The sequence below is a fragment of the Anaerococcus nagyae genome, from assembly GCF_017874535.1.
Lineage (GTDB): Bacteria > Bacillota > Clostridia > Tissierellales > Peptoniphilaceae > Anaerococcus > Anaerococcus nagyae.
Genome location: NZ_JAGGLS010000003.1, coordinates 101050 through 124557, shown reverse-complemented (window position 1 = coordinate 124557; position 23508 = coordinate 101050). Strand labels below are relative to the sequence as shown.

Sequence of the window (23508 nt, the reverse complement as noted above, 5' to 3'; positions counted from 1 at the left end):
AATATATACCTACTTCTTTATTAAATTAACAAATTCCATATCTTTTTTATTAAATTTCTGATAATTGCCAAGTTTTAAATCTGTAAGTTTTATAGATCCAATTCTAACTCTTTTAAGATCTATTACTTTTGATCCAAAAACATCAAACATTCTTCTTATTTGACGATTATAGCCTTGACTTATTAAAACTTTATAAGCATTATTTCCTATAAAATATAAATCAGACTCATTAGTAAACTCACCGTTTCCTATATAAAGTCCTGATTTAAATTCTTGGCATTGTTGTTTTGTTAGCAACTTTGTAACTCTTACGATATATTCTTTCTCCACCTTAAAACTTGGATGTGCTAGGCAGTTACTAAAGTCACCATCATTTGTTATTATCAAAAGTCCATGACTATCCTTATCAAGTCTTCCAGCTGCAAAAAATTTTTCATTAATATTCATTAAATTATTTAAGTCTTTTCTATTATGCGGATCAAAATTGCTTGTAATATATCCAATAGGTTTATTTAATTTATAATAAAAATAATCTTCTAATTTTAATATTTCTCCATTAATGCTTACTATATCATTATCACCTACATCATAGCCTAGTTTAGTTAATATATTTCCGTTGATTTTAACTTCTCCCCTATTAATAAGCTCATCAGCCTTTCTTCTAGATGTGTAACCAGATTTTGCAATATATTTATTGATCCTCATATAGATTATCCTCTGCTTCCTTAATCTCTGGCAATTCTGATAAGTCTTTTATATCAAAATATTTCAAAAATAAATCTGTAGTTATATAGATTATAGGCTTTCCTATCTTATCTAATCTACCATTTTCTTTAATAAGACCACGATCCAATAGATTATCTATTGTTGATTGGGATCTAACCCCTCTTATCTTATCTATCTCAGCACGTGTTATAGGTTGCTTATAAGCAATAATTGATAGGGTCTCTAAAGCAGATGTGGAAAGTTTTTTTTCTGATGATTTTATTAAATTAGTAAAATACTTATCATGTTCAGCTCTAGTTGTAAACTGATAGGAATTATTAAATTTCTTAATCAATAGTCCACTATCACCGTTTTCTCTTTCATCAATCATTTCCAAAAGAGCAGCTTTTATTTGATTTTTATTTGCATCTACAATAATCTTAGATAAATCTTCTATATCTATCGGTTCACCCCATACATAAAAAATCTCTTCAATTACTCCTTTTAGGTAAGCATTATCCATTTATAGACTGACCCCTCTTTTTTATATGAAACTTATTACCTTCTTTTTGCTCTAAATAAATTTCTTTTAGTTTAAATAATTCTAATAGTGCCAAAAAACTAGCTATACATTCAGATTTACTGTGAATTTCATTTGTAATCAGATCAAGTCTTAAATCACCTTTTATATCTAAAGCTTTTCTATAAGAACTTAGATAATCATTGACATCTGGTGTCTTTATTTGAGATATTACATTTCTAGGCACCTCTTCTTTTTCTAATTTTTTTAATAACTTCTCAAATTGTCTAGCAAGTAGAACAACATCTTTACTGATGAATTCTTCTTCACTTTCAAATTGTGAAAGATCCTCAGCATATTTGCTATGTATTTTCCTAGCTTCTAATTCTAGTTTTTTAAAATCATCTTGAACTGATTTTATTTTCTTGTATTCTATTAGATATGTTAATAAATCTTCTTCAAGGTTATTATCATCTTCATCTTTTGGTAAAAGCTTTGAAGATTTAATACTTAAAAGTATGGAAGCTATATAAATAAAGCTTGAAATATCCTCTAAAGAAGTATCAAGCTTTTCTATCTCTAGCAGGTAATCATTAGTAATATCTTCAAGCTTTATATCATAAATATCAATCTTTTGTTTTTCAATAAGTTTTAATAACAAATCAAAAGGGCCTTGATAGCCCTCTAGTTCAATGTTTAAATTCATTTGCTTTCATGCATAACTGCATATTGTATTGCAATTATAGTTTTTGCATCAGTTATTTCTCCATTTAAAACTTTGTTGTAAAGTTCATCTATCGGATAAGATTTTGCCTCTAAATCCTCATCTTCATCTAAATCAAGCTTTGATTCCCTTAAGTCTTTTGCCAGGAAAAATGAAAGCTTATCATTAGTAAAACCAGGTGATGAGTGCATAGTGAATAAAAAGTCGCAAGTTTCTGGGTAAAATCCTACTTCTTCTTGCAATTCACGACGGGCAGTCTCAATTGGAGTTTCATTAGCATCTATTAGTCCTGCTGGTATTTCAAGCATAACTTGATCTACTGCTTTTCTATATTGGCTTACCATCCATAATTTATCTTCTCCATCATAAGCAATAATTCCAACACCTTTTTGGTGGTCAACTATTTCTCTCTTGGAATATTTTTTATTTTGAAGCTCTACAGTATCAACTCTAAGTTTTAAAATTTTGCCATCATATATTGTATCCGACTTTATAGATGTTTCGTAAAATTTATCTTCGCTCATTTCTTAATTCCTCCGCCATAGTTAACATTTCACTTGCTGAATTTATAGTAATATCAGTAATATTTACACCACCAATTAATCTAGCAATTTCGTTAATACGATTATCTTCTTCAATTTTTTCAGTAGAAGATATTGTATAATCTCCCACATCTCTTTTTGATATAAGTATATGGTTACTAGCAAGAGAAGCTATTTGTGGTAAGTGGCTTATCGATATCACTTGTCTTCTCTTAGATAAGTCAAGAATCTTCTCTCCAACTATTTGTGCTGTCCTACCAGAAATACCAGTGTCTATTTCATCAAATATCATAGTATCAACATTATCAAAGTCAGCAAATATTTCTTTAAATGCTAGCATAATTCTAGATATTTCACCACCCGATGCTGTCTTTGTAAGGGATTTTAATGCCTCTCCCTTGTTAGTTCTTATGAGAAAATCTACTTCATCAATTCCTGTAGTATCTACAGCATCTTTTTTGTTGAATTCTATTTTAAAAAGTCCATTTTTGATATTTAGATCTTTTATAGATTTATTAATCTTTTCTTCTATAATTTTACTTTTATTTACCCTAATTTCATGAAGTTTATTAGCATTTTCTTCTAATTTTTTATCAAGATCGCTTAAAATATTATCCAAATTATCTCTTAGATCTTCAATTTCGTCAAGTTCCTTACTTCTTTTCGAAATCGTATCATAATATGTCATTATATCATCAATTGTTGCACCATACTTGCGTTTAAGATTAAAAATATGCTCCATCAAATCTTCTAATTCTTGACTGCGTTCTGGATCTCCTACTAAAGTTTCCTCATAGATATCCATATCAGAATATATATCATTTAGTTCATCATTTATGGCAGATAACCTATCATAAAACTCACTAACTTTTTGATCAAAATTTGAGTAAGAAGATAATTCACTCATACTGGTGCTTATCATATTAGATATAGAATTTACATCATAATCACTATTATCTATTATTCCTTTTGCTGTTTCAATGGATTCTCTTAAAGCATTAATATTATTAAGTTTCTTGTATTCTTCGTCTATATCTTCTTCATTTACAGAAAGTAAATCAACCTGTTCAATCTCATCTATTTGATACTTTATGAGATCTCTCTCTCTTTGAATCTCCTCTTCAGATAGATTTAGATTATTATACTTGACTAAATAATCATTTTTTTGATTCACTAAAGCTTTGACCATCTTTTTTAAATCTTGAGTTTTTTTATCATTAGAATAGTTATCTATAAAATAAATGTAATTCGCCTTATTCATAAAGGCATTAGAGTCTCCTTGATTATATATATCTAATAAAATCGGTGAAATTTCTCTTAATATCGTAAGATTTGCTATCCTACCGTTAATCCTTAGTGTTGATGATTTTTTTGATATAGTTCTACTTACAATTAGTTTATTATCATCTTCATCAAATACTACATTATTGTTTTCAAGTATTCTTTTAGTTTTAGGATTAAGCTTAAAAACTCCTTCTATTAATGTTTTTTCTGCAAATCTGCCTACTATATCCTTGTCAGCTCTTTTCCCTAATAATAAATTAATGGCTTCAAGTATAAGAGATTTTCCTGAACCAGTTTCTCCCGTTAATACATTAAAACCATCTTCAAAATATATGTGATTTCTTTTAATAATAACAAAGTTATCAATAAAGAGCTCGGCTAGCATTATCTGACCATACCTCTTATATCTTCTATTAATTCATCTAATTTTTCAAAATCTTTAGGTGTTATAAATATTGTATCAATGCCTGTTACTATTCCACCAATGTTTTTAAGCTTAGAGTTTGTTATGTATTGGCCACAAACTGTTGCACAATATGAAATAGTTTTTATGACACATAGTTGAGCAGATTTCTCTACTGATAATACAGACTCCTTAAAAATCTTCTCCATTCTTTCATTAAGTGTATCATAAACTGTATCTACAACCGTATATTTATACTCATAATCATCTGCCTGAACTTTTGAAATTCTAAGTTCCTTGATGTCTCTAGAAATTGTAGCTTGTGTTGCATTTACCCCATGATCTCTGAGCATTTCAGAAAGTTGACTTTGAGTTTTCACTTCGTTATTTTGAATAATATCAAGAATTAGTCTTTGTCTAGTATATTTTTTCATAATTAATCCTCAATCTTCACGTACTGATAGATAATCTATTAGATATAAAAGAAAATCATTATCAGAAAATTCTTTTATAGTATTTTTTGCAAATAAGTTAATTTTATCTAAAAGTTCTCTAGCTTCATCATTATTCATAATATTTAGGATATTTAATTCATCTTTATAAGCATCTTCTAATAAATCATCCTGAATTTGATAGGCAAGTCCTAAATTATAAGCATAATCACAAAGTTTAACAATCTTTTCATCAGCTAAATTACATACAAGACCAGCACCTACTATAGAGGCCTTGAATAAATCAGCTGTTTTCTTATCATAAACATTTAATAAGTAAGACTTATCATAAATATTATCTCTTCTAAGATCTAGAACTTGTCCTTCTATCATTCCCTTATATCCAGTATGATCAAATAGATATTTACTTGCTTTTATGTATGAACTATCTTTTAGAGATAGCTCAAATAAAAGAGTTGAAGCCTCATTTAAAAGAGCATCCCCTGTTAAAATTCCTATGTCTTCACCAAACTTTATATGTAACGATGCTTTGCCACGCCTAACATTATCATCATCCATAGCTGGTAAATCATCATGTACTAAGGAATATGCATGGATCATCTCAAGACTTAGGGCAAATAATATATCATCACTAGTTGGACTTTTCCCTAACATTCTTAAAGTTTCTAAATATAAATTCGCTCTAATTCTTTTTCCAGAATCAAGAGCATAGACCAAAGGCTCATATAACCTATATGACTTATCAAAAGTTTGGCTAACTATAGAATCTATTAATTTTTTATTTTCTGCTAAAATTTCTTTAAATTCGGTACTATTCATTGCCTGTAATCACTTCAACTTTAGCTTTATACTCACCAAGTTGATCCTTAAGTTGTTTATAAAGTTCATTAGCTTGTTGATAAATTCTAATGCTCTCATCTAAATTATCTTTGTTTTCTTCAAGATCTTCTAAAAGCTCTTCCATTTTTTTATAATTATCTTCAAATGACTTATCCATCGCTAATAATAGCCTTTATCCTTCCATCGCTAAATTCTATTTCTACTAAATTACCAGTTTCAAGAGAATATTTGCTAAATATTTTATTTCCAGAAATATCCTTAATAATAATGCTCTTCTTTTTAGTTTCAATTAAGTTCTTAATGAGCTTCAATCTCTTTTCAGTAAAGTCAAGTTTAGTTTCCATATCTTTATAGTTAGATAACAAGATTTTGTCTAAGTTATTTTTAAGATTATCTATATCCCTAAGCTTATCATCTACTTTTAACTCTGGATTTAAAACCTTTATATTCTTTTCTATTGCATTTAATCTTAATTCATTTATATTAATTTGATTTCTTATAATATCTCTCATAGAATCAAGAATTTTTTCGCTTTCTTTTTCAATATTAGAATAGTTTGCAATTATATAAGAACCTGCTTCTGTAGGAGTTTGTAAAGATAAATCTGCTACTAAATCTAACAAAGTTGTATCTATCTTATGACCTATAGCTGAAATAACTGGAGTGTTTGCCTGATATACTGTTTCTATAATCTCCTTATTATTGAAAGCTCCTAAATCTTCACTAGATCCACCACCACGTGTTATAACTATTACATCTAATTTAAGATCGTCAAGTTTTTTTATAGCATCGACTATTAACTCAATTGACTGGCTACCTTGGACTTTTACAGCAGCTAATTTAATACTTATATCGTTTGGCTTTTGATTAATAACCGATAAAAAATCTACTATAGCAGCTCCGTCTTTTGATGTGATTAAACCTATCTTTTTAGGAAAAGTAGGTATTGCTTTCTTATTTTCAAAATCAAAATAGCCGCGCTCTTTAAAATCCTTTTTCACTTTAAGAAACTCAGCATACTCTTCTGATAAACCAACTTCTTCTATATTACTTGTTACAATAACAATTTTTGACGAGTAATTATTTAAAAATAAATTTCCCTTAACGATTACATCGATACCTTCGTTAAAAGAAAATTCTATATCCTTATCTTCATAGTAATAAATAACACAATCAATTACATCACTATCTTCTTTAAGGGAAAAATATAAGTGATTGTGACTATATCTAATATTTGCTAAACTTCCTTTAATATAAACCCTTGATAATATTGGATCATGCTTAATATTTGTTTTGAAATATTCATTAAACTGTTTTACAGAAAGCGCTTTTATCATTAGGATCTTACAATCTTTCCTAAAACTGAATTTATCATCTGATAGTCTTTTTCATCTGAGTAAATTTTAGTTAATTCTACAGCTTCATTTATAGAAACAGATACTGGTATGTCCATATATCTCATCTCATTTATACTTAAAAACAATATTGCCTTTTCTACTTTTGATAATCGTTTATATCTATTATTCAAAGTATTTTTTAATGTTTCCTCTATAGCTTCGTAATTTTCATTATAGGAAATTATGGATTCCTTGATAAATTCCTCACCTGTTAAATCATGATTTTCAAGGGTCTTTTCAACATCTTCTATTCTGTTGATACTATCTTCATAGATTAATTTAAAGACCCATTCTCTTTGTTCACTTCTTTTCATTAGATCTCAATCTTTGGTATAGATACATTTACTCTAGCTACTTCTATTCCTGTCATAGATTCTATAACTCTAATAACATTTTCTTGGATATTTTTTACAGTTTTTCTAACATTTACATTTTTATCAAGATTAACTGTAAGGTCAATATGAAGTCTCCCATCATAATTATTAACTACAGCCTTTGGGCTATTAGCTTTCTGATTATGCTTATTTTGATCTGAATTTATACCATAAACTCCATTAACCTCTTCACTTGCTCTAATAGCAAGTTGGTCTAAGATGTCATTGGCAATTTTTACTTGACCATTTCTAAATGTATTAGCCATTAGTATCTCCTTAAACTCTGGATAAGTAATCTCCAGTTCTTGTATCAATTTTTATAGTGTCACCTTCATTAACAAACACTGGAACATTTATAACAGCCCCTGTTTCTACTGTTGCTGGTTTTGTTACATTAGTAGCTGTATCTCCTTTTATACCTGGTTCTGTTTCAGTAACTACTAGTTCTACAAAATTTGGTGCATCAACACTAAATGGTTTACCCTCGTAGAATTTGATTTGAACATTATCATTTTCTTTTACATATTTAATAGCCTCTTCTACTGCTTCATATTCAATGCCAATTTGTTCAAAACTTTCTGGGTCCATGAAATAATATAATTGACCATCATTGTATAAATATTGCATTTCTTTTGTAGATATTACAGCATTTTCAAATTTTTCATTAGGGTTAAATGTTACATCTTTTGTTCCACCACCCATAACTGATCTTATTTTTGCACGTACAAAAGCTGCACCCTTTCCTGGTTTAACGTGTTGGAAATCAATTACTTGATATACATCATTATCATATACAAAAGTAACACCTTTTCTTAAATCATTTGCAGATATCATAAATCCTCCTAAAGTTTTCTATTGATTATTATACCATAATATAAATTATAATAAAAATCATAATAATGATAAAGAGAACTTTTTATAACCTTTAGAAAATAGAGCTTTTGGGGTATAAATTTATTATGAAAAAATTAGGAATTATCTCAGAATTCAATCCATTTCACAATGGTCATGAATATTTATTAGAAAAGTCAAAAGAAAAAACTAAGGCAGAAATCGCTATAAGTCTTATGAGTGGAGATTATGTTCAAAGAGGAGAAGCCGCTATAATTGATAAATTTAGTAGAGCGGATGCTGCCATGAAAGCAGGTTTTGATATGGTTGTAGAAATGCCTAATTATATTAGTTTGCAATCTGCAGAATATTTTGCTTTAGGATCTGTTAAAATTTTAAATAAATTAGATATAGATTATCTATGCTTTGGTATAGAAAATGAGGAGCCTGATGATTTTTTAAAAAAAGCTTATATATTAATTGATAAAAAAGATGAACTTGATGTTCTTACTAAAAAAAATTTAAATAATAGTTCATTTACAAAAGCACGTTATAATGCTACAGTTGAAATTTTAGGAGATAATAACTTTATAACATCAAATAATATCCTAGCTTTAGAATATATTAGAGCTATAGAAAAAATAAATTCAAAAGTTAAAGCTATTCCTATAAAAAGAATTTCGTCTGCTAACAAGGATATAAAATTAAATAACTCTAAGATCTCATCATCTACAGCTATAAGAAAACATATTTTTGATTCTTATAAAGACCATGTTCCTAGTTATTCCTATGAGTTAATTGAAAAAAGTAAAGAAATTTATGGTTTAGCAAATATGAATTATTATTACGATTTATTTAAATTTCTGATATTAATTGAACATAGACTCATGGATGATATTATAGGTTATGAAAATGGCATAGATAACTATTTAGAAAAAATAGCTATAAAAAACTGCTCTTTTAACAATTTTATTAAAGAAGCCACAACTAAAAGATATACTTCATCAAGGATAAAAAGATTAATGCTTAATTATATATTAGAAAATAAAATTTGCTTTAACAACTACGATCTTGATTTTTATAAAGTACTGGCTTTTAATAAAAAATCAGAATATATCCTAAAAAATGCAAAGGCAAAGGCCATCATCAGAAAGAAAGATTCTTACAATTTGTCTAAAACAGATAAAATAGTTTTCTCAAGAATGATAGATGCATCCAATCTATATAATTTTAGTACAGGACGTAATTTATATGAGGATTTCACAAAAAAAATAAGACGCTATTAGTATTTCTAAGAGCGTCTTTCAAAGTTATCTAGATTCAAGAATATTTCTTCTATTTTTTTCTAGCTGTTGAGCTAATTGACTGAAGTTTTCTGAAGATGATGAGAATAGTTTATCAATATATTCATAAGATTGTTGTCTAATCTTATTTGCTTCAGTAGCAGCTTCTTGTAAAATTCTATCAGCTTCTGTGCGAGCTTGTAAAGTAATTTCATGTTCTGAAATCATCTTTTGATATTGAACCTTAGCTTGTTCTTTGAAGTTTTGAATTTCTTTTTCAGCTTGTGCCAACCTTTGATCAGCTTCTGAGTTAGCTTCACCAATAATTCTATCTTTTTCTTGGTAAGTCCATTCCGCTTGTTTTATTTCTTGTGGTAAAGAATCTTTCATTTCGTTAAGAATTTCATAAATTTCATCTGGATCTACCGATACCTTTCTAGAAAATGGAACAGCACTAGCCTCATCCATAACATCTTCCATCTCATTTATTAATTCTGTTATTGTACTTGCCATTTGATTTCCCCCTTAGTAGTTGTATTTCTCTTTAATTTTATTTTCTACATTTTTACTTACAAAAGGTGATATCTCACCTTTAAAACTTGCTACTTCTTTGACACCACTTGAGCTTATGAACGAATAATTAGAATTAGCTAATAAAAATATTGTTTCAAGACCTTCATATAGACAAGCATTTATTCTAGCTATATTTTTTTCATATTCATAATCAGCTATAAGTCTAAGTCCTCTTGCTATTACTTTGCAATCTTCTTCTTTTGCAAAATTTACCAAAAGACCATCAAATGATTTTATTGTTACATGGGTTAGCTTATTTTCCTTAATCTCAACTCTAAGCATTTCTTCTCTTTCCTTAAGAGAAAACAAAGATTTTTTATCTTCATTTATGAGAATTGCTACTATAACTTCATCATACATACTATCCAACCTTTGAATAATATCAAGATGACCATAAGTTAGTGGATCAAAACTTCCTGGATATATTACTTTCATTTTATATAAATCTTAATTATCTTCCTTCCATATGTTTTTTCTTTATATAGATAAAAATCATATTTTTCACTAAAATTTAATTCTCTATCTGATTCTGTTATTACTATACCTTCCTCATTTAACAATTCATAATCTAATATGAGTCTAAGACTATGGTCTATGAAATCTTTATCATAAGGAGGATCTAAAAATACATAGTCGAATTTTATATCTTTATCTCTATAAGTCTCTAATGCTAATTTATAATCAAGTTTGTTAAGTATGTAATTATCATCTTTAATTTTGGCAAGATTTGCCTTTAATACCCTAAAACTAGAATTATCTATTTCATTAAAGCATACAAGCTTTAAACCCCTAGATAAGAATTCTATACCAATTTGTCCACTGCCTGAAAAAAGATCTAAGGCAGTAGATTCTTTTTTTATTGGATATAGCATATCAAATATAGCTTCTTTTACTTTATTATCCGTAGGTCTAGTATTTTTATGTTTTGGGGCATCTAAATTAAAACCCTTATATTTTCCTGCAACAACTCTCATTAGTTTAATATTATCCTTCTATCATATGTGAAAAATTTTTCTATATAAGAGAAATTAACTCCCTTATAATCATTATCCTTAAGAAATTGAAAAATTTCAAAACTTTTTTCTATCTCTTCACTTGTCATTGACATATATTCTACTTGGTCTAAATTTTTACCATGTTGGATTGATGATAAAATCTTACCACCACCTCTAAGCTCAAAATCTTTTTTTGCTATCTCAAATCCATTGTCATTATTAACTAAAATATTAAGCTTAGCATCTTCTTTTATATTTTGGGCCACTAAATAGCAATAAGATTCGTAAGGTCCACGTCCTACTCTGCCTCTTAGCTGATGGAGAGATGATAAGCCAAAGTTATTTGCATTATATATAACCATGGTATTTGCATTAGCTACATCAATACCTACTTCAATAACAGTTGTTGAAATAAGTATGTCTACTCTTCCAGCACTAAAGTCCTTTAATGTTTTTTCTTTATCTGTAGCTTTCAAATTGCCGTGAAGTCTTTTTATATTTTTGTTTTTAAAACGTGTTTTATAACGTTTGTATAATTTTTCTACACTATTATCATCATCTGCATCTATATTATTAGAAACTATATATACTTGTCTACCACTGTCTAAATTAAAAGATATCTCATTAAATAATATTTCTTCTCTATTTTTAGCAATAACTTTTGTTACAATAGGTTTTCTACCCCTTGGTAGCTCATTTATTATAGATAAATCTAGTATTTGAGCAAGCCTTAGAGAAATAGTTCTTGGAATTGGAGTAGCAGTCATTGTTAGATAATTCACTGACTCCGCTTTAGCACCTAATGCCTGCCTTTGTCCGACTCCAAATCTGTGCTGCTCATCATTAACTACAAATCTCAAATCTTTAAAACTTACATCATCTTGAATAAGAGCGTGAGTGCCTATTACTATATCAATATCTCCCCTTGCTATACTCTTTTTAAGATCAGCTTTATCTTTAACTGACCCAGTAAGAAGAGCTGCTTTCAATCCAAATGACTCTATAAAAGCTAAATTTTTCTCAAATTGTTGATTTGCCAAAACTTCGGTAGGAACCATCATTGCTGATTGGTAATCATTTAGACCAAATATTATCATAACAATTAAAGCTATTATCGTTTTCCCTGAACCTACATCTCCTATCAAGAGTCTATTCATGATTATTTCATCTGAAGCATCTTTTAGTATTTCATTTAAGGAAATAAACTGAGATCTTGTAAGTGTAAAGTCTAGCTTTTCTAGGATATTATCTAAATTGTAGTTTAATCTTAGTTCTTGTCTTCTTTGAAGTTTTTTATCTATAAAGTCAATATAAATTAATTCCCTTACAAAATCATTTATTTTAAGTTCTGATTTAGCCTTTATAAGGCTTTTTCTATCCTTTGGAAAATGAACTTCTTTTAAATTATCATACTTACTAGATTGAGAGAACTTCTCTAGCAATTCTTTGTCAAATATTTCTTCTTTGCTATCATAATTCTCTAAAGCTTTTTCTATAAAATCAGATATTTGTTTTTGATTTATACCAGATGTTAGGGAATATATTGCAATTATGTTTCCTATTATACTTTCATCTTTTTTACAAAAAATAGGATTAACCGCTTCATATACTTCCTTATTTTTATTAATCTTTGTATAGAATTTATAGGTATTTGACATAGACAGCTTTTGATGTGAAAATCTATCATTAAACCATAAAATTTTTATCTTTTGATTTGAGTCTTTTTCAAAAGCATAAAGATAAGTTATTATGCCATTTTTCGTTTGAACTTGATAAGACTTGCTGACTATTTCCCATTCAAAATAGTATTTAATATCAGGATTAGCTTTGCTAACTATCATCCTATGAGTTCTATCTTCAAAACTTGTTGGATAATAATTGTATAAGTCACTTACAGTATAAATACCTAGCTTATTAAGTAATTCTTCTTTTTTAGGTCCTATTCCCTTTAAGTCTATTAGTTTCATTATTCCAATGTGATTGTGTAATAATAAACTGGTTGACCACCATAAACTAGGTCAACATCAATATCCTTATGTCTTTTACTAAGCTTTTTAACTACATCTTTAGCTTCCTTTTTATCTACTTCTTGTCCGTAGTAAACAGTGACTAAAGAAATAGCTCTATCTTCTTCTAAAGCTCTATCAACAATTTTTAAAACCGAATTTTCAATTTTGCTTTCAGATGCAATTATATTACCATCCAAAATACTAAGGTAGTCATCTTTTTTGATTTCTACACCTCCAACAGATGTATCTCTAATAGAAGTAGAAATCTCTCCAACATGGATATCCTCTATAGCTTCCTTCATGGATTCTGTATTTTCTTCAAGACTACTTTCATAATCAAATTCTAACATAGCAGCAAAAGTTTCTGGTATAGATCTTGTTTCAATAACTACTGCATTTTTATCTGTTAGTTCTGTTGCTTGCTTAGCACTCATGATTATATTTTTATTGTTAGGGAATATTATTATATTTTCAGCATTAACTTTTTCTAAAGAATTATAAATATCCTCAGTTGATGGATTCATTGTTTGACCACCTGAAATAATCTGATCGATATTCATACTTTTAAGTATTGCATCATATCCGTCGCCTCTGCTAACAGCTATAAATCCATACCTTTTAGCTTCTTGTTTTTTCTTTGCTTTTATAGAACTAAGGTCAGGTTTTAGATTTGTAAGCTCAGCATGAAGGATTACTCCATATTCTGTAAGCATTTGTATTAATCCGCTAATATTATCTGTTTTAAGTTTTGCCCTTAAAACTTCATCTTCAAATGACTCTTCAATATCATCAGCTATTGTATCAAGTGATTTTTTTACAGTTTTATAAGATTCATCAGTTGTAGCCAACTCAAAACTAAATTCATAAGCAAGATCTTTTTTATCTTCTTTAGTGGCTGGTATAATTTCTCCTAGCTTGATATCACTATTTAAGGCAGAAAAAGCACCTCTTAACAAGACTATTAATCCTTGTCCACCTGAATCTACTACACCCGCCTCTTTTAATACTGGCAATTGATTTGGTGTATTATCAAGAGCTTTTTGACCTGCACTAATAATTTCATATAAATATTGATCAAGTTCAATATCATTTTTGTATATTTCATTAGCTTTATCAGTCATTTTTTGACTAACTGTAAGTATAGTTCCTTCAGTAGGCTTCATAACAGCCTTATACGCAGTTTTATTAGCTATATTAAATATTTCAGGAATATCCGATAAATCTATAATACTTTTACCTTTAATAGCCTTTGATAAACCTCTTACTAATTGAGAAAGAATAACTCCTGAGTTACCGCGAGCGCCCATCAAAGTTCCTTGCGATAGAGCTTTTGCAATTTCATCAGCACTTGTACCATTTAACTGATTTACCTTATCAACACCTGATTTCATTGTCATGGTCATATTTGTGCCTGTATCGCCATCAGGAACTGGAAATACATTCAGTTCATTTACCATTTCTTTATTTTCATTTAACAATTCATAAGCTCCATGAATCATCTGTTGAAGCTTATTTGCATCGATTTGTCTCATAAACACCTACTTATTAATTCCTTGCACTAAAATATTCACATCTGATACCCTAACATATAAAGACTTCTCTAACTTATATTTCACATTGTCTATAATATTTTGGGCAACCACTGCTATTCTTACCCCATAAAGAATAAAAATAGAAATATTTATACTTAAAGTTCCATCATCATTTCTAATTATTTCTACACCCTTAGACATATTATCCAGTCTTAAGAGTTCATATATATCATCTTTTGTAGAACGAGATGCAAGGCCAACTACACCGTATGATTCCATAACAGTAGCTGCAACTATATTTGCAATCACTGAATCATCGATTGTGACTTTGCCATAATGGTTTACATATTTAATAGCCATATTTCCTCCCTATAGTAAAACTATATACTTTTATTAGTTTATTATACCATAAAGACTTTACTTTAGTCATAATAAATCTGGACATAAAAAAATCGCCAAAATCAATTGGCGATTTTTATTAAATATTCTTATTTTCCAGCAAGTCTCTTATATGTGTTATATCTCTCATTAGCAGCTTTTTCTGCCTCAGCATATAATTCATCTGCTGTTTCTGGGAATGATCTCTTAAGTGAAGAGTATCTTACCTCACCTTGTAAGAATTCTTGGAATGATTCTGTTGGTTCTTTGGAATCTAATTGGAATGGATTTTTGCCCTCGTCAGCAAGTCTTGGGTCAAATCTCCATAAGTGCCAGTAACCAGCTTCAACAGCTTGTTTTTCTCTAAATTGAGATTTACCCATACCAACTCTGATACCGTGGTTAATACATGGTGCGTATGCGATTATTAGAGATGGTCCATCATAGCTTTCAGCTTCTTTGATAGCTTTTAATGTTTGGTTTTGGTTAGCACCCATAGCAACTTGTGCTACATAGATATATCCATAAGATGTCATCATTAAACCAAGATCTTTTTTACGTACTTTCTTACCAGATGCAGCAAATTGTGCTACTGCTGATAATGGAGTAGATTTAGAACTTTGTCCACCTGTATTTGAATATACTTCTGTATCGAATACTAAGATATTGATGTTTTCACCACTTGCTAATACATGATCTACACCACCAAATCCGATATCATAGCTCCATCCGTCACCACCGAAGATCCACATAGATTTTTTGATCATGTAATCTTTAAGTGTAAGAATTTTCTTAACTAAATCAGAAGCTTCTTCATTATCAACTTTTTCATCTTGAAGATTTAAGATCTTAGCTGTAGCTTCTTTAGAAGCATTAACATCTTCTTTTCCTTCAATCCACATCTTGAATGCTTCATTATATGGAGATTCAATGTTAAGTTCTAAGAATTTGTTCATATAGTTTTCAAGTAGGTATTTATTTGATTCTGCTGCAAGTTTCATACCGTATCCGTATTCAGCTGCATCTTCAAATAATGAGTTGCCCCAAGCTGGACCCTTACCTGATTGAAGGTTCTTTGTATATGACATAGCTGGTGCACTTGCTCCCCAAATTGATGAACAACCTGTAGCATTTGCAATATACATTCTGTCACCGAATAATTGAGTTACTAATTTAGCATATGGTGTTTCACCACATCCTGCACAAGCACCTGAGAATTGAAGTAATGGTTGTTTGAATTGGCTTCCTTTAAGGTTTTTATCATCCATTACATCTTCTTTGTATCCAACTTCTTCATGAGCATATGCCCAATTTTCTTTTTGTTCTTCAACTTGATCTTCAAAAGGTTTCATGATAAGAGCTTTATTTGGAGCTGGACAGATGTCAGCACAGTTTCCACAACCAGTACAGTCTAATGGAGAAACTTGAATTCTAAATTCATATTCATCCATACCCTTGCCGATAGCTTTTTTAGTATTGAAGTTTTCTGGAGCGTTAGCTTTTTCGTCTTCAGTTACTAAGAATGGTCTAATTACAGCGTGTGGACAAACAAATGAACATTGGTTACATTGGATGCAGTTATCCATTTGCCATTCTGGTACATTAAGAGCTATACCACGTTTTTCATATTCTGTTGTACCTGATGGGAATTCACCATTTTCAAGATCAAGATCTGTGAAAGCTGATACTGGAATATCATCTTCTTTTTGTTCTATCATTGGTCTTAAAATATTTTTAACAAATTCAGAAACTTCTCCGTTTTCTTCTTTTGCTTCGTCTTGCGCATTAGCCCATTCAGCAGGTATTTCTATTTTCTTAGCTGCAGTAAGTCCTGCATCTACAGCTGAATAATTCATGTTTACAATGTCATCACCTTTGTGACCATATGATTTAACGATAGAGTCTTTTAAGTATCCTACTGCATCATCAATTGGAAGTACTTGTGAAAGGTTGAAGAAAGCTGCTTGCATAATCATGTTTGTTCTTGAACCAAGTCCTAAATCTTGAGCAATATGTGATGCGTCAATAATGTAGAAATTGATATCATGTTCAGCCATATATCTTTTCATATTAGCTGGAATGTGTTGGTCTAATTCGTCTTCACTCCATACGCAGTTAAGTAAGAATGTACCACCATCTTTAAGTCCTGCTAATAAGTCATATTGATTAACGTATGCTTGTTTAGAACATGACATAAAATCAGCTTCATCTAGTAAGTATGTTGATCTGATTGGATCTTTACCAAATCTTAAGTGAGATACTGTTAAACCACCTGATTTTTTAGAGTCATAATCAAAGTATCCTTGAGCATACATGTCTGTATTATCACCAATGATTTTGATAGCTTGTTTATTAGCACCAACAGTACCGTCAGATCCGAATCCCCAGAACTTACATCTTGTTGTTCCTTCTTGACGTACTTTGAAATCATCTCTTTCTAAAGATGTATTGGTAACATCATCGTTAATAGCAAGTGTGAATCCTTCTTTAGTATCAGCTTTTGCTAAATTATCAAATACTGCTTTAACGTCAGCTGGAATTGTGTCCTTACCAGCAAGTCCGTAAACACCACTAAAGATTTCTGGAGCATTTTCTTGTCCGTAGAATGCTGATTTAACGTCTAAGTGTAGAGGTTGTCCTTCAGCACCTTTTTCTTTTGTTCTATCAAGAACAGCTATTTTCTTAACTGATTGAGGAATAGCTTTTAATAAATGTTCAGTTGAGAATGGTCTATATAAGTGAACTTCTACTAAACCTACTTTTTGTCCTTCTTCTAATAAAACATCAATTGTTTCACGAGCTGCTTGGCAGAATGAACCCATAGCTACTATGATATTTTCTGCATCATCAGCACCGTAGTAGTTGAATAATTCATAATTTGTACCAATTAAATCATTGATTTGGTGCATATAATCTTCAACTATACCAATCATATCTGTATAAGCTGGGTTAGAAGCAACATATCTTTGGAAATAAGTATTCTTTTCTGCTGTACCCATGTGTTTTGGTCTTTCTGGATTTAATGAATTATTTTTGAATTCATCAACAGCATCATAGTCTACTAAATCTTTAAGTGTGTCATAATCCCAAACTTCGATTTTTTGAATTTCGTGACTTGTTCTAAACCCATCGAAGAAGTTAATGAATGGAAGACGTCCCTTTATAGCTGCTAAGTGAGCTACTGGAGATAAGTCCATTACTTCTTGAACAGAGTTTGAGCAAAGCATAGCACAACCTGTTTGTCTAGCTGCCATAACGTCTGAGTGGTCGCCATAGATAGAAAGTGATTGAGTAGCTACAGTTCTTGCTGCAACATGGAATACACCTGGTAATCTTTCACCAGCGACTTTATACATATTAGGTATCATTAATAATAATCCTTGGCTGGCTGTATATGTAGTAGTAAGTGCTCCTGCTGCAAGTGAACCGTGAACAGCTGCTGCTGCACCTGCTTCAGATTGTAGCTCTTTTACCATTACTTCTCTATCAAAAACATTTTTACGTCCATTTGATGACCAAACATCAACAGACTCTGGCATTGGTGAAGATGGTGTGATTGGGTAAATAGTTGCAACATCAGTAAATGCATATGATACGTGAGCTGCAGCTGTATTACCGTCCATAGTCTTCATTGCTCTAGTAATTGTCATTTAGACCTCCTAAAATAATTATAAGTAATTATCGTTAACACTAATTTAAGTATAATGAAGATTTATAAGAAAGTCAAGGGTAGTTGTTAAAATATATATTATTTCTTAAAAAAGAGAAATTTTTATAAAAGTAACGATTGTTAAGTTACAAATAAAAAAACAATGACCTATTCGAAGTCATCGCTTTTCTCTACTAATTCTTTGTGAAATATATTATTTGTCATAGCACGAGCCGCATTATAGCCGAAGTTTTTCTCTCTTTGATTCATAGCTGCAACTTCGACAATCATAGCTAAATTTCTTCCAGCCCTTACAGGCACTACTATGTGTGGAACTTTTACATCTAATAATTCTATATAATGATCATCAAGTCCTAATCTATCGTACTCAAAGTCTGATTTCCATTGTTCTAGCTCTATTACAAGTTCAATTTGACTAGTATGTTTTACAGAACCTGTCCCATATAATCTTCTAACATTTACTATACCTAAACCTCTTATTTCCATATAGTGTCTGATATTATCTGGCGCTGTACCCATTAGTTTATTATCCATAGCCATAATGTCTACCATGTCATCAGCTACTAGTCTATGTCCTCTATTTACAAGATCTAATGCTGTTTCACTTTTACCAACTGATGATTTCCCCATAATGAGAACACCTATACCAAAAACTTCAAGAAGCTCTCCGTGAACATTGCTTCTTGGGGCCAATTGATATTCAAGTTCATAAGATATACCAGATATAAGTTTAGTAGTTTTTTCTGGTGATCTTAGAAGAGTCTTATCATAATAATCTGCTAGGTCTAAAATATCTTGATTTAATTCTGCATTATAAGAGAATATAACGGCTGGGATATTATAAGATAATATCCCTCTAAATCTCTCATATTGAAGCTTACTATCAAGTCCTGTTAGATAAGTATATTCTACAGATCCAATAATTTGTAATCTTAAATACGGAAAATCTTCTAGGTAGCCAGCCAATTGCAGACCAGGTCTATTTACATCAGCACTGGATAAGGTAATGTCATAATAATTGCTGGATTGATGGACAATTTCAAGACCTAAATTTTCTACTACTGTGTGTAACTTGATCTCTTTGTTGGTTTCGCCTCTTAAAACCTCTTTTTGAATAACATCACTCTTTACTTCGCTTTCTGTAACGCCATCATCCATTATTTCCTGATTTTTATTTTTATCGTCCATAAATTCTCCTTATCCTTTTAGTCTAAAATATTTATATATTTCTAAGGCTTGTGATTTTCCGACTAGGGGAACTTCCATTAGCTCTTCTACACTAGCTTTCTTAATATTTGTAATAGTTTTAAAATGCTTATAAAGATTTATTCTAGTTTTTTCTCCAACACCTTTTATATTATCAAGCTCTGATTTTTGCATTGTCTTCTGCATTAATTTTCTATGATAATTTATGGCGAATCTATGGGCTTCTTCTTGAATTTCATAGATCAACTTATAAACCGGATCGCGCCTATTTATAGGTATTTCACAACCTTGATAAATTATTGCACGGGTAGTATGCTTATCGTCTTTAACAAGACCTGCTATTTCAATATTTAAATTAAACTCTTTTAATATTTCTTTTGCTGAAGATACTTGTCCCTTGCCACCATCCATAAGGATAAGATCTGGAAGTTTACCAAAGCCTGTAAGGATATTTCCTGCTTCTTTTTCCTTAAGGCCATTTTTTAATCTACGAGTTAATACTTCTTTTAGAGATCCGTAATCATTTGGTCCTTCTATAGTTTTTATCTTAAACTTCCTATATTCTTTTGGATTTGGATGTCCATCTTCAAATACTACCATAGAGCCTACTGACTGAACTCCAGATGTATTAGATATATCATAAGCTTCTATCCTATTTATCTTAGATATATTTAAAATCTCTTTTAATTGATTTATACCAGCAGACTTTTTTCGATTCTTCTTTTCTATGCGTTTTTCATATTTTATTCGCATATCATTGGCATTAGTTAAAGCCATATTTACTAAATCTTTCTTTCGACCAAGTTTTGGCTGATGAATAGTAACCTTAGTACCTCGTTTTTGATTTAAAAACTCATTTATGGTTCCTATATCTTCTGGCATAGTTTCTAGTAGTACTTCTTTTGGAACATACATTATATCAAGATAAAACTGTTTAATAAAAGAGCCTATTATATCCTTATCAGTTTCTACAAAATCATTTTTGATAATAAAATGTTGGCGATCTACAATTTTTCCTTCTCTCATGAAAAATACTTGCATGACTATGACGCTAGTGCCTTTGCTCATAGCTATGATATCCATATCATCACCGCCGGTTTCTGTAACTTTTTGACGTTCAGAAATAGTGGATAGTGCTCTATAATAGTCTCTATATTTAGAGGCCATCTCAAAATTAAGCTCACTACTTGCTTGATTCATCTTATCTAGCACCCAGTCTGGAATCTTATCTGACTTATTTTCTAAAAATAATTTAACATCCTCTATATTCTCCATATATCTTTGCTCATCTTCTTTTTTAATACATGGTGCATTACATTTTTTTATGAAATAATTTAAGCAAGGTCTATCTAGGGTTGCTCCCTTATCAAAGTCTAGATTGCAAGTTCTAAACTGATAGTATAAGTGAAACAAATCTATAGAATCGTTTACTGCATAGGCATCTGGATAAGGTCCAAAATAAAGGGCCTTATCATTATAAACTTGTCTTACCTTTAATATTCTTGGATATTTTTCATTAGTTATTTTTATATAAGGATATTGCTTATCATCTCTAAGTACGATATTGTATTTAGGCCTATTTTTCTTAATAAGATTAGATTCTAGAACTAAAGCCTCGACTTCATTTTCTACTATTATATATTCAAAATGATCAATATGGGAAACCATGGCAAGAACCTTGGCTCCCTTGTTTTTGTTATTATCAAAATACTGGCGAACTCTTTTTTTTAGATTAATAGCCTTTCCTACATATATAATCTCATCGCTAGCATTTCTCATTATATAAACGCCAGGTAAATCTGGTAGTTCTTTTAGTTTGTCCTTTACTTCTTGAGTGGTCAAATTTCTTTACAACTCTCTTTCAAATATTCTAAATCTGAGCCTTCTAAGTGTGGTGCTAAAAGTTGTTCACATTTAGCATTGTAATCATTTATCCAGTCTATTTCTTCCAAAGTTAATATTTCTGTTTTTATTGGTCTAGTATCTATTGGAACATATGTTAAGTTCTCAAACTCTAAAAACTTGCCAAATTCGTTATCAAAAGCATGACGAACAAGAGTTTCACTTTCTATTCTTATACCATGACTACCTGCTATATAAAGTCCAGGCTCATTAGATGTCATCATCCCCTCTATAAATTCAACATCACTTGTAGCTGAAATTCTTTGTGGTCCTTCATGAACTGTTAGTAAATAGCCTACGCCATGACCTGTACCATGAAAGAAATCCTTGCCCGCTTTCCATAATGGGTATTTAGCAATTGCATCTAATCTTTGGCCCGTAGTTTTATTTTTAAACTTAGCTAAAAATAAGGAGATATGAGATTTTAAAACTAAAGTATAGTCAGTTTTTTCATCTTCAGTAAGTCTGCCTAAAGCAAGAGTACGAGTGATATCTGTAGTGCCTTCTTTATAATGTGCTCCTGAATCAATTAAGATAAGCCCTTCATTTTCAATTGTTTTTGAGCCTACATTAGATGGTGCATAGTGAACAATTGCCGCATTGTCCTTATAACCTATGATTGATTCAAAGGATTCTTCTACAAAGCTTTTGTTCTCTGCTCTAAGCTCATGAAGTTTTTTGCTAGCTACATACTCATTCAAGGTTCCTGTAGTAGATCCTATTTCTAACCAGTTAAAGAATTTTACTAGGCTAACGCCATCTATAATATAAGCTTTCTTAGTATTTTCTATTTCTTTATCATTTTTGACAGCTTTCATATTTGTTGTGATATTTCTATCTGTAGAAATTTTTACATTTGCATTTATAGAATCATAAATTGCTACATTTGTTCTTTCTGGATCTAAGAATATCCTATTTTTGCCAGGTATATCTTTTAATAATGTAAAGATATATTCATATGAATGTACTTTTATATTATTTTCTGATAAATAATCTTTCACTTCTCCATCTAGTTTTGCTTGATCAATACATAAATGAGCTTGATCATGAGAAATTAGCATATAAGATAACACTACTGGATTGTAGTCGATATCATTCGCTCTTATATTAAGAGTCCAACAAATATCTTCAACTGCACCTATAAAATAATAATCATAAGCATTTTTTGCCATTTCCTCGCGTATGCGACTAAGTTTAGAAGATGTAGATTCACCTGCATATTCTTCACCTAAAATCCAAACTTTATCATCTCTTAAGGATGGTCTATCAGTCCATAAAGTTGAAATATAGTCAACATCTGAAACAAGAGTTCTAGATCCCATAGACTCACTTAAACTTTTATACTCTTTTACTGAAAATAAATTGCCATTAAATGCAATTTTGCCAAATTCACTAACACTTTGATCTAGATATTCTTCTATGGTAGGATAGTCATCCTCACCCATTTTCATAAGTTCAAATTCCGAATGAGCTAATTCTTTTTCAGCTTGTAAGAAATATCTAGAATCCGTCCAAAGTTTAGCTTCATTCATAGTAATTACAGCAGTACCAGCAGAACCAGTAAATCCAGAAATAAATTCTCTTTCTTTGTAATGATCTGCCAAATATTCTGATTGATGTGGATCTGATGTTGGTATTATGTAGGCATCAATTTTTCTATCCGCCATTAAATTTCTTAAATCTTCAAGTCTTTGATTAATATTCATTTAAACTCCTTAAGTCTATATAACTATAAAAAGCGCTGAGGAAAATCTCCTTAATTCCTAGATTTTACAACAGCTCATTTACTTATTTACTATAACTATACCTATTTATAAAGTATTTTTGTAGCGTATCTAATGATTGATTTTTACTTCAAATCAATTATAATTAATACAGTTATGTAAAA

Annotated in this window: 23 protein-coding genes; 1 reads left to right on the top strand and 22 read right to left on the bottom strand. The window is 30.1% G+C overall.

Annotation, left to right across the window (positions count from 1 at the left end; all coding sequences use genetic code 11):
* Nucleotides 1-9: 9 nt before the first annotated feature.
* Genes J2Z39_RS03750 through efp form a run of 12 tightly spaced genes read right to left on the bottom strand, consistent with a single transcriptional unit; the run spans nucleotide 10 to nucleotide 8075 of the window.
* Complete coding sequence (locus J2Z39_RS03750; protein ID WP_209813848.1) at nucleotides 10-705, bottom strand: pseudouridine synthase; 696 nt, start codon at nucleotides 703-705, stop codon at nucleotides 10-12.
* A complete protein-coding gene (gene scpB, locus J2Z39_RS03745) occupies nucleotides 692-1228 on the bottom strand; it encodes an SMC-Scp complex subunit ScpB (RefSeq protein ID WP_117521391.1) in 537 nt (178 codons plus the stop codon). The genes J2Z39_RS03750 and scpB overlap by 14 nt, the downstream gene beginning before the upstream one ends.
* Nucleotides 1221-1931 carry a segregation and condensation protein A gene (locus J2Z39_RS03740; protein WP_209813847.1) on the bottom strand — a complete coding sequence of 237 codons (711 nt, stop codon included), beginning with the start codon at nucleotides 1929-1931 and terminating at the stop codon, nucleotides 1221-1223. The genes scpB and J2Z39_RS03740 overlap by 8 nt, the downstream gene beginning before the upstream one ends.
* Entirely contained in the window at nucleotides 1928-2473 is a 546-nt protein-coding gene (locus J2Z39_RS03735) for an NUDIX hydrolase (RefSeq protein WP_117521387.1), read from the bottom strand. The genes J2Z39_RS03740 and J2Z39_RS03735 overlap by 4 nt, the downstream gene beginning before the upstream one ends.
* Entirely contained in the window at nucleotides 2460-4160 is a 1701-nt protein-coding gene (gene recN / locus J2Z39_RS03730; protein ID WP_117521385.1) for a DNA repair protein RecN, read from the bottom strand. Before recN ends, J2Z39_RS03735 begins: the two co-directional genes overlap by 14 nt.
* A complete protein-coding gene (locus J2Z39_RS03725; protein ID WP_117521383.1) occupies nucleotides 4160-4612 on the bottom strand; it encodes an arginine repressor in 453 nt (150 codons plus the stop codon). The genes recN and J2Z39_RS03725 overlap by 1 nt, the downstream gene beginning before the upstream one ends.
* A 9-nt stretch (nucleotides 4613-4621) precedes the next feature.
* Nucleotides 4622-5449 (bottom strand): polyprenyl synthetase family protein, encoded by an 828-nt coding sequence (locus J2Z39_RS03720; RefSeq protein ID WP_117521381.1) that lies wholly within the window; start codon nucleotides 5447-5449, stop codon nucleotides 4622-4624.
* Nucleotides 5442-5627, bottom strand: a complete 186-nt coding sequence (gene xseB / locus J2Z39_RS03715) for an exodeoxyribonuclease VII small subunit (RefSeq protein WP_117521379.1) — start codon at nucleotides 5625-5627, stop codon at nucleotides 5442-5444. Before xseB ends, J2Z39_RS03720 begins: the two co-directional genes overlap by 8 nt.
* Nucleotides 5620-6807, bottom strand: coding sequence for an exodeoxyribonuclease VII large subunit (gene xseA, locus J2Z39_RS03710; RefSeq protein ID WP_209813845.1), 1188 nt, complete (start codon nucleotides 6805-6807; stop codon nucleotides 5620-5622). Before xseA ends, xseB begins: the two co-directional genes overlap by 8 nt.
* Nucleotides 6807-7181 (bottom strand): transcription antitermination factor NusB, encoded by a 375-nt coding sequence (nusB, locus tag J2Z39_RS03705; protein ID WP_209813844.1) that lies wholly within the window; start codon nucleotides 7179-7181, stop codon nucleotides 6807-6809. The genes xseA and nusB overlap by 1 nt, the downstream gene beginning before the upstream one ends.
* Nucleotides 7181-7507, bottom strand: coding sequence for an Asp23/Gls24 family envelope stress response protein (locus J2Z39_RS03700; RefSeq protein ID WP_117521375.1), 327 nt, complete (start codon nucleotides 7505-7507; stop codon nucleotides 7181-7183). The genes nusB and J2Z39_RS03700 overlap by 1 nt, the downstream gene beginning before the upstream one ends.
* A gap of 10 nt (nucleotides 7508-7517) precedes the next feature.
* The gene (gene efp, locus J2Z39_RS03695) at nucleotides 7518-8075 is read right to left on the bottom strand and encodes an elongation factor P (protein ID WP_117521373.1); all 558 of its coding nucleotides are present in this window, start codon (nucleotides 8073-8075) and stop codon (nucleotides 7518-7520) included.
* 125 nt (nucleotides 8076-8200) lie between these two features.
* On the opposite strand from efp, the gene J2Z39_RS03690 reads away from it, so the two are divergent.
* Nucleotides 8201-9358, top strand: a complete 1158-nt coding sequence (locus J2Z39_RS03690; RefSeq protein ID WP_209813842.1) for a tRNA(Met) cytidine acetate ligase — start codon at nucleotides 8201-8203, stop codon at nucleotides 9356-9358.
* Between the two features lie 24 nt (nucleotides 9359-9382).
* Here J2Z39_RS03690 and J2Z39_RS03685 read toward each other — a convergent pair whose 3' ends face one another.
* From J2Z39_RS03685 to J2Z39_RS03640, 10 genes are all read right to left on the bottom strand, one after another.
* Nucleotides 9383-9868 carry an ATPase gene (locus J2Z39_RS03685; RefSeq protein WP_117521369.1) on the bottom strand — a complete coding sequence of 162 codons (486 nt, stop codon included), beginning with the start codon at nucleotides 9866-9868 and terminating at the stop codon, nucleotides 9383-9385.
* 12 nt (nucleotides 9869-9880) lie between these two features.
* Complete coding sequence (gene coaD, locus J2Z39_RS03680; RefSeq protein WP_117521366.1) at nucleotides 9881-10363, bottom strand: pantetheine-phosphate adenylyltransferase; 483 nt, start codon at nucleotides 10361-10363, stop codon at nucleotides 9881-9883.
* Complete coding sequence (gene rsmD, locus J2Z39_RS03675; RefSeq protein ID WP_117521364.1) at nucleotides 10360-10902, bottom strand: 16S rRNA (guanine(966)-N(2))-methyltransferase RsmD; 543 nt, start codon at nucleotides 10900-10902, stop codon at nucleotides 10360-10362. The genes coaD and rsmD overlap by 4 nt, the downstream gene beginning before the upstream one ends.
* Complete coding sequence (locus J2Z39_RS03670; RefSeq protein ID WP_209813841.1) at nucleotides 10902-12890, bottom strand: ATP-dependent DNA helicase RecG; 1989 nt, start codon at nucleotides 12888-12890, stop codon at nucleotides 10902-10904. The genes rsmD and J2Z39_RS03670 overlap by 1 nt, the downstream gene beginning before the upstream one ends.
* Entirely contained in the window at nucleotides 12890-14464 is a 1575-nt protein-coding gene (locus tag J2Z39_RS03665; RefSeq protein ID WP_117521360.1) for a DAK2 domain-containing protein, read from the bottom strand. Before J2Z39_RS03665 ends, J2Z39_RS03670 begins: the two co-directional genes overlap by 1 nt.
* A gap of 6 nt (nucleotides 14465-14470) precedes the next feature.
* Nucleotides 14471-14824, bottom strand: a complete 354-nt coding sequence (locus J2Z39_RS03660; RefSeq protein ID WP_117521358.1) for an Asp23/Gls24 family envelope stress response protein — start codon at nucleotides 14822-14824, stop codon at nucleotides 14471-14473.
* 128 nt (nucleotides 14825-14952) lie between these two features.
* Complete coding sequence (gene nifJ / locus J2Z39_RS03655) at nucleotides 14953-18492, bottom strand: pyruvate:ferredoxin (flavodoxin) oxidoreductase (RefSeq protein WP_209813839.1); 3540 nt, start codon at nucleotides 18490-18492, stop codon at nucleotides 14953-14955.
* Between the two features lie 167 nt (nucleotides 18493-18659).
* The gene (gene hprK / locus J2Z39_RS03650) at nucleotides 18660-19700 is read right to left on the bottom strand and encodes an HPr(Ser) kinase/phosphatase (RefSeq protein WP_394268547.1); all 1041 of its coding nucleotides are present in this window, start codon (nucleotides 19698-19700) and stop codon (nucleotides 18660-18662) included.
* A gap of 9 nt (nucleotides 19701-19709) precedes the next feature.
* Nucleotides 19710-21560, bottom strand: coding sequence for an excinuclease ABC subunit UvrC (gene uvrC, locus J2Z39_RS03645; protein ID WP_209813837.1), 1851 nt, complete (start codon nucleotides 21558-21560; stop codon nucleotides 19710-19712).
* Complete coding sequence (locus J2Z39_RS03640; protein ID WP_209813836.1) at nucleotides 21557-23326, bottom strand: aminopeptidase P family protein; 1770 nt, start codon at nucleotides 23324-23326, stop codon at nucleotides 21557-21559. The genes uvrC and J2Z39_RS03640 overlap by 4 nt, the downstream gene beginning before the upstream one ends.
* Nucleotides 23327-23508 lie beyond the last annotated feature (182 nt).

Coding starts and splice junctions, on each gene's coding strand:
- J2Z39_RS03750 (WP_209813848.1), bottom strand. CDS start 705: ATGAGGATCAATAAATATATTGCAAAATCTGGTTACACATCTAGAAGA.
- scpB (WP_117521391.1), bottom strand. CDS start 1,228: ATGGATAATGCTTACCTAAAAGGAGTAATTGAAGAGATTTTTTATGTA.
- J2Z39_RS03740 (WP_209813847.1), bottom strand. CDS start 1,931: ATGAATTTAAACATTGAACTAGAGGGCTATCAAGGCCCTTTTGATTTG.
- J2Z39_RS03735 (WP_117521387.1), bottom strand. CDS start 2,473: ATGAGCGAAGATAAATTTTACGAAACATCTATAAAGTCGGATACAATA.
- recN (WP_117521385.1), bottom strand. CDS start 4,160: ATGCTAGCCGAGCTCTTTATTGATAACTTTGTTATTATTAAAAGAAAT.
- J2Z39_RS03725 (WP_117521383.1), bottom strand. CDS start 4,612: ATGAAAAAATATACTAGACAAAGACTAATTCTTGATATTATTCAAAAT.
- J2Z39_RS03720 (WP_117521381.1), bottom strand. CDS start 5,449: ATGAATAGTACCGAATTTAAAGAAATTTTAGCAGAAAATAAAAAATTA.
- xseB (WP_117521379.1), bottom strand. CDS start 5,627: ATGGATAAGTCATTTGAAGATAATTATAAAAAAATGGAAGAGCTTTTA.
- xseA (WP_209813845.1), bottom strand. CDS start 6,807: ATGATAAAAGCGCTTTCTGTAAAACAGTTTAATGAATATTTCAAAACA.
- nusB (WP_209813844.1), bottom strand. CDS start 7,181: ATGAAAAGAAGTGAACAAAGAGAATGGGTCTTTAAATTAATCTATGAA.
- J2Z39_RS03700 (WP_117521375.1), bottom strand. CDS start 7,507: ATGGCTAATACATTTAGAAATGGTCAAGTAAAAATTGCCAATGACATC.
- efp (WP_117521373.1), bottom strand. CDS start 8,075: ATGATATCTGCAAATGATTTAAGAAAAGGTGTTACTTTTGTATATGAT.
- J2Z39_RS03690 (WP_209813842.1), top strand. CDS start 8,201: ATGAAAAAATTAGGAATTATCTCAGAATTCAATCCATTTCACAATGGT.
- J2Z39_RS03685 (WP_117521369.1), bottom strand. CDS start 9,868: ATGGCAAGTACAATAACAGAATTAATAAATGAGATGGAAGATGTTATG.
- coaD (WP_117521366.1), bottom strand. CDS start 10,363: ATGAAAGTAATATATCCAGGAAGTTTTGATCCACTAACTTATGGTCAT.
- rsmD (WP_117521364.1), bottom strand. CDS start 10,902: ATGAGAGTTGTTGCAGGAAAATATAAGGGTTTTAATTTAGATGCCCCA.
- J2Z39_RS03670 (WP_209813841.1), bottom strand. CDS start 12,890: ATGAAACTAATAGACTTAAAGGGAATAGGACCTAAAAAAGAAGAATTA.
- J2Z39_RS03665 (WP_117521360.1), bottom strand. CDS start 14,464: ATGAGACAAATCGATGCAAATAAGCTTCAACAGATGATTCATGGAGCT.
- J2Z39_RS03660 (WP_117521358.1), bottom strand. CDS start 14,824: ATGGCTATTAAATATGTAAACCATTATGGCAAAGTCACAATCGATGAT.
- nifJ (WP_209813839.1), bottom strand. CDS start 18,492: ATGACAATTACTAGAGCAATGAAGACTATGGACGGTAATACAGCTGCA.
- hprK (WP_394268547.1), bottom strand. CDS start 19,700: ATGGACGATAAAAATAAAAATCAGGAAATAATGGATGATGGCGTTACA.
- J2Z39_RS03640 (WP_209813836.1), bottom strand. CDS start 23,326: ATGAATATTAATCAAAGACTTGAAGATTTAAGAAATTTAATGGCGGAT.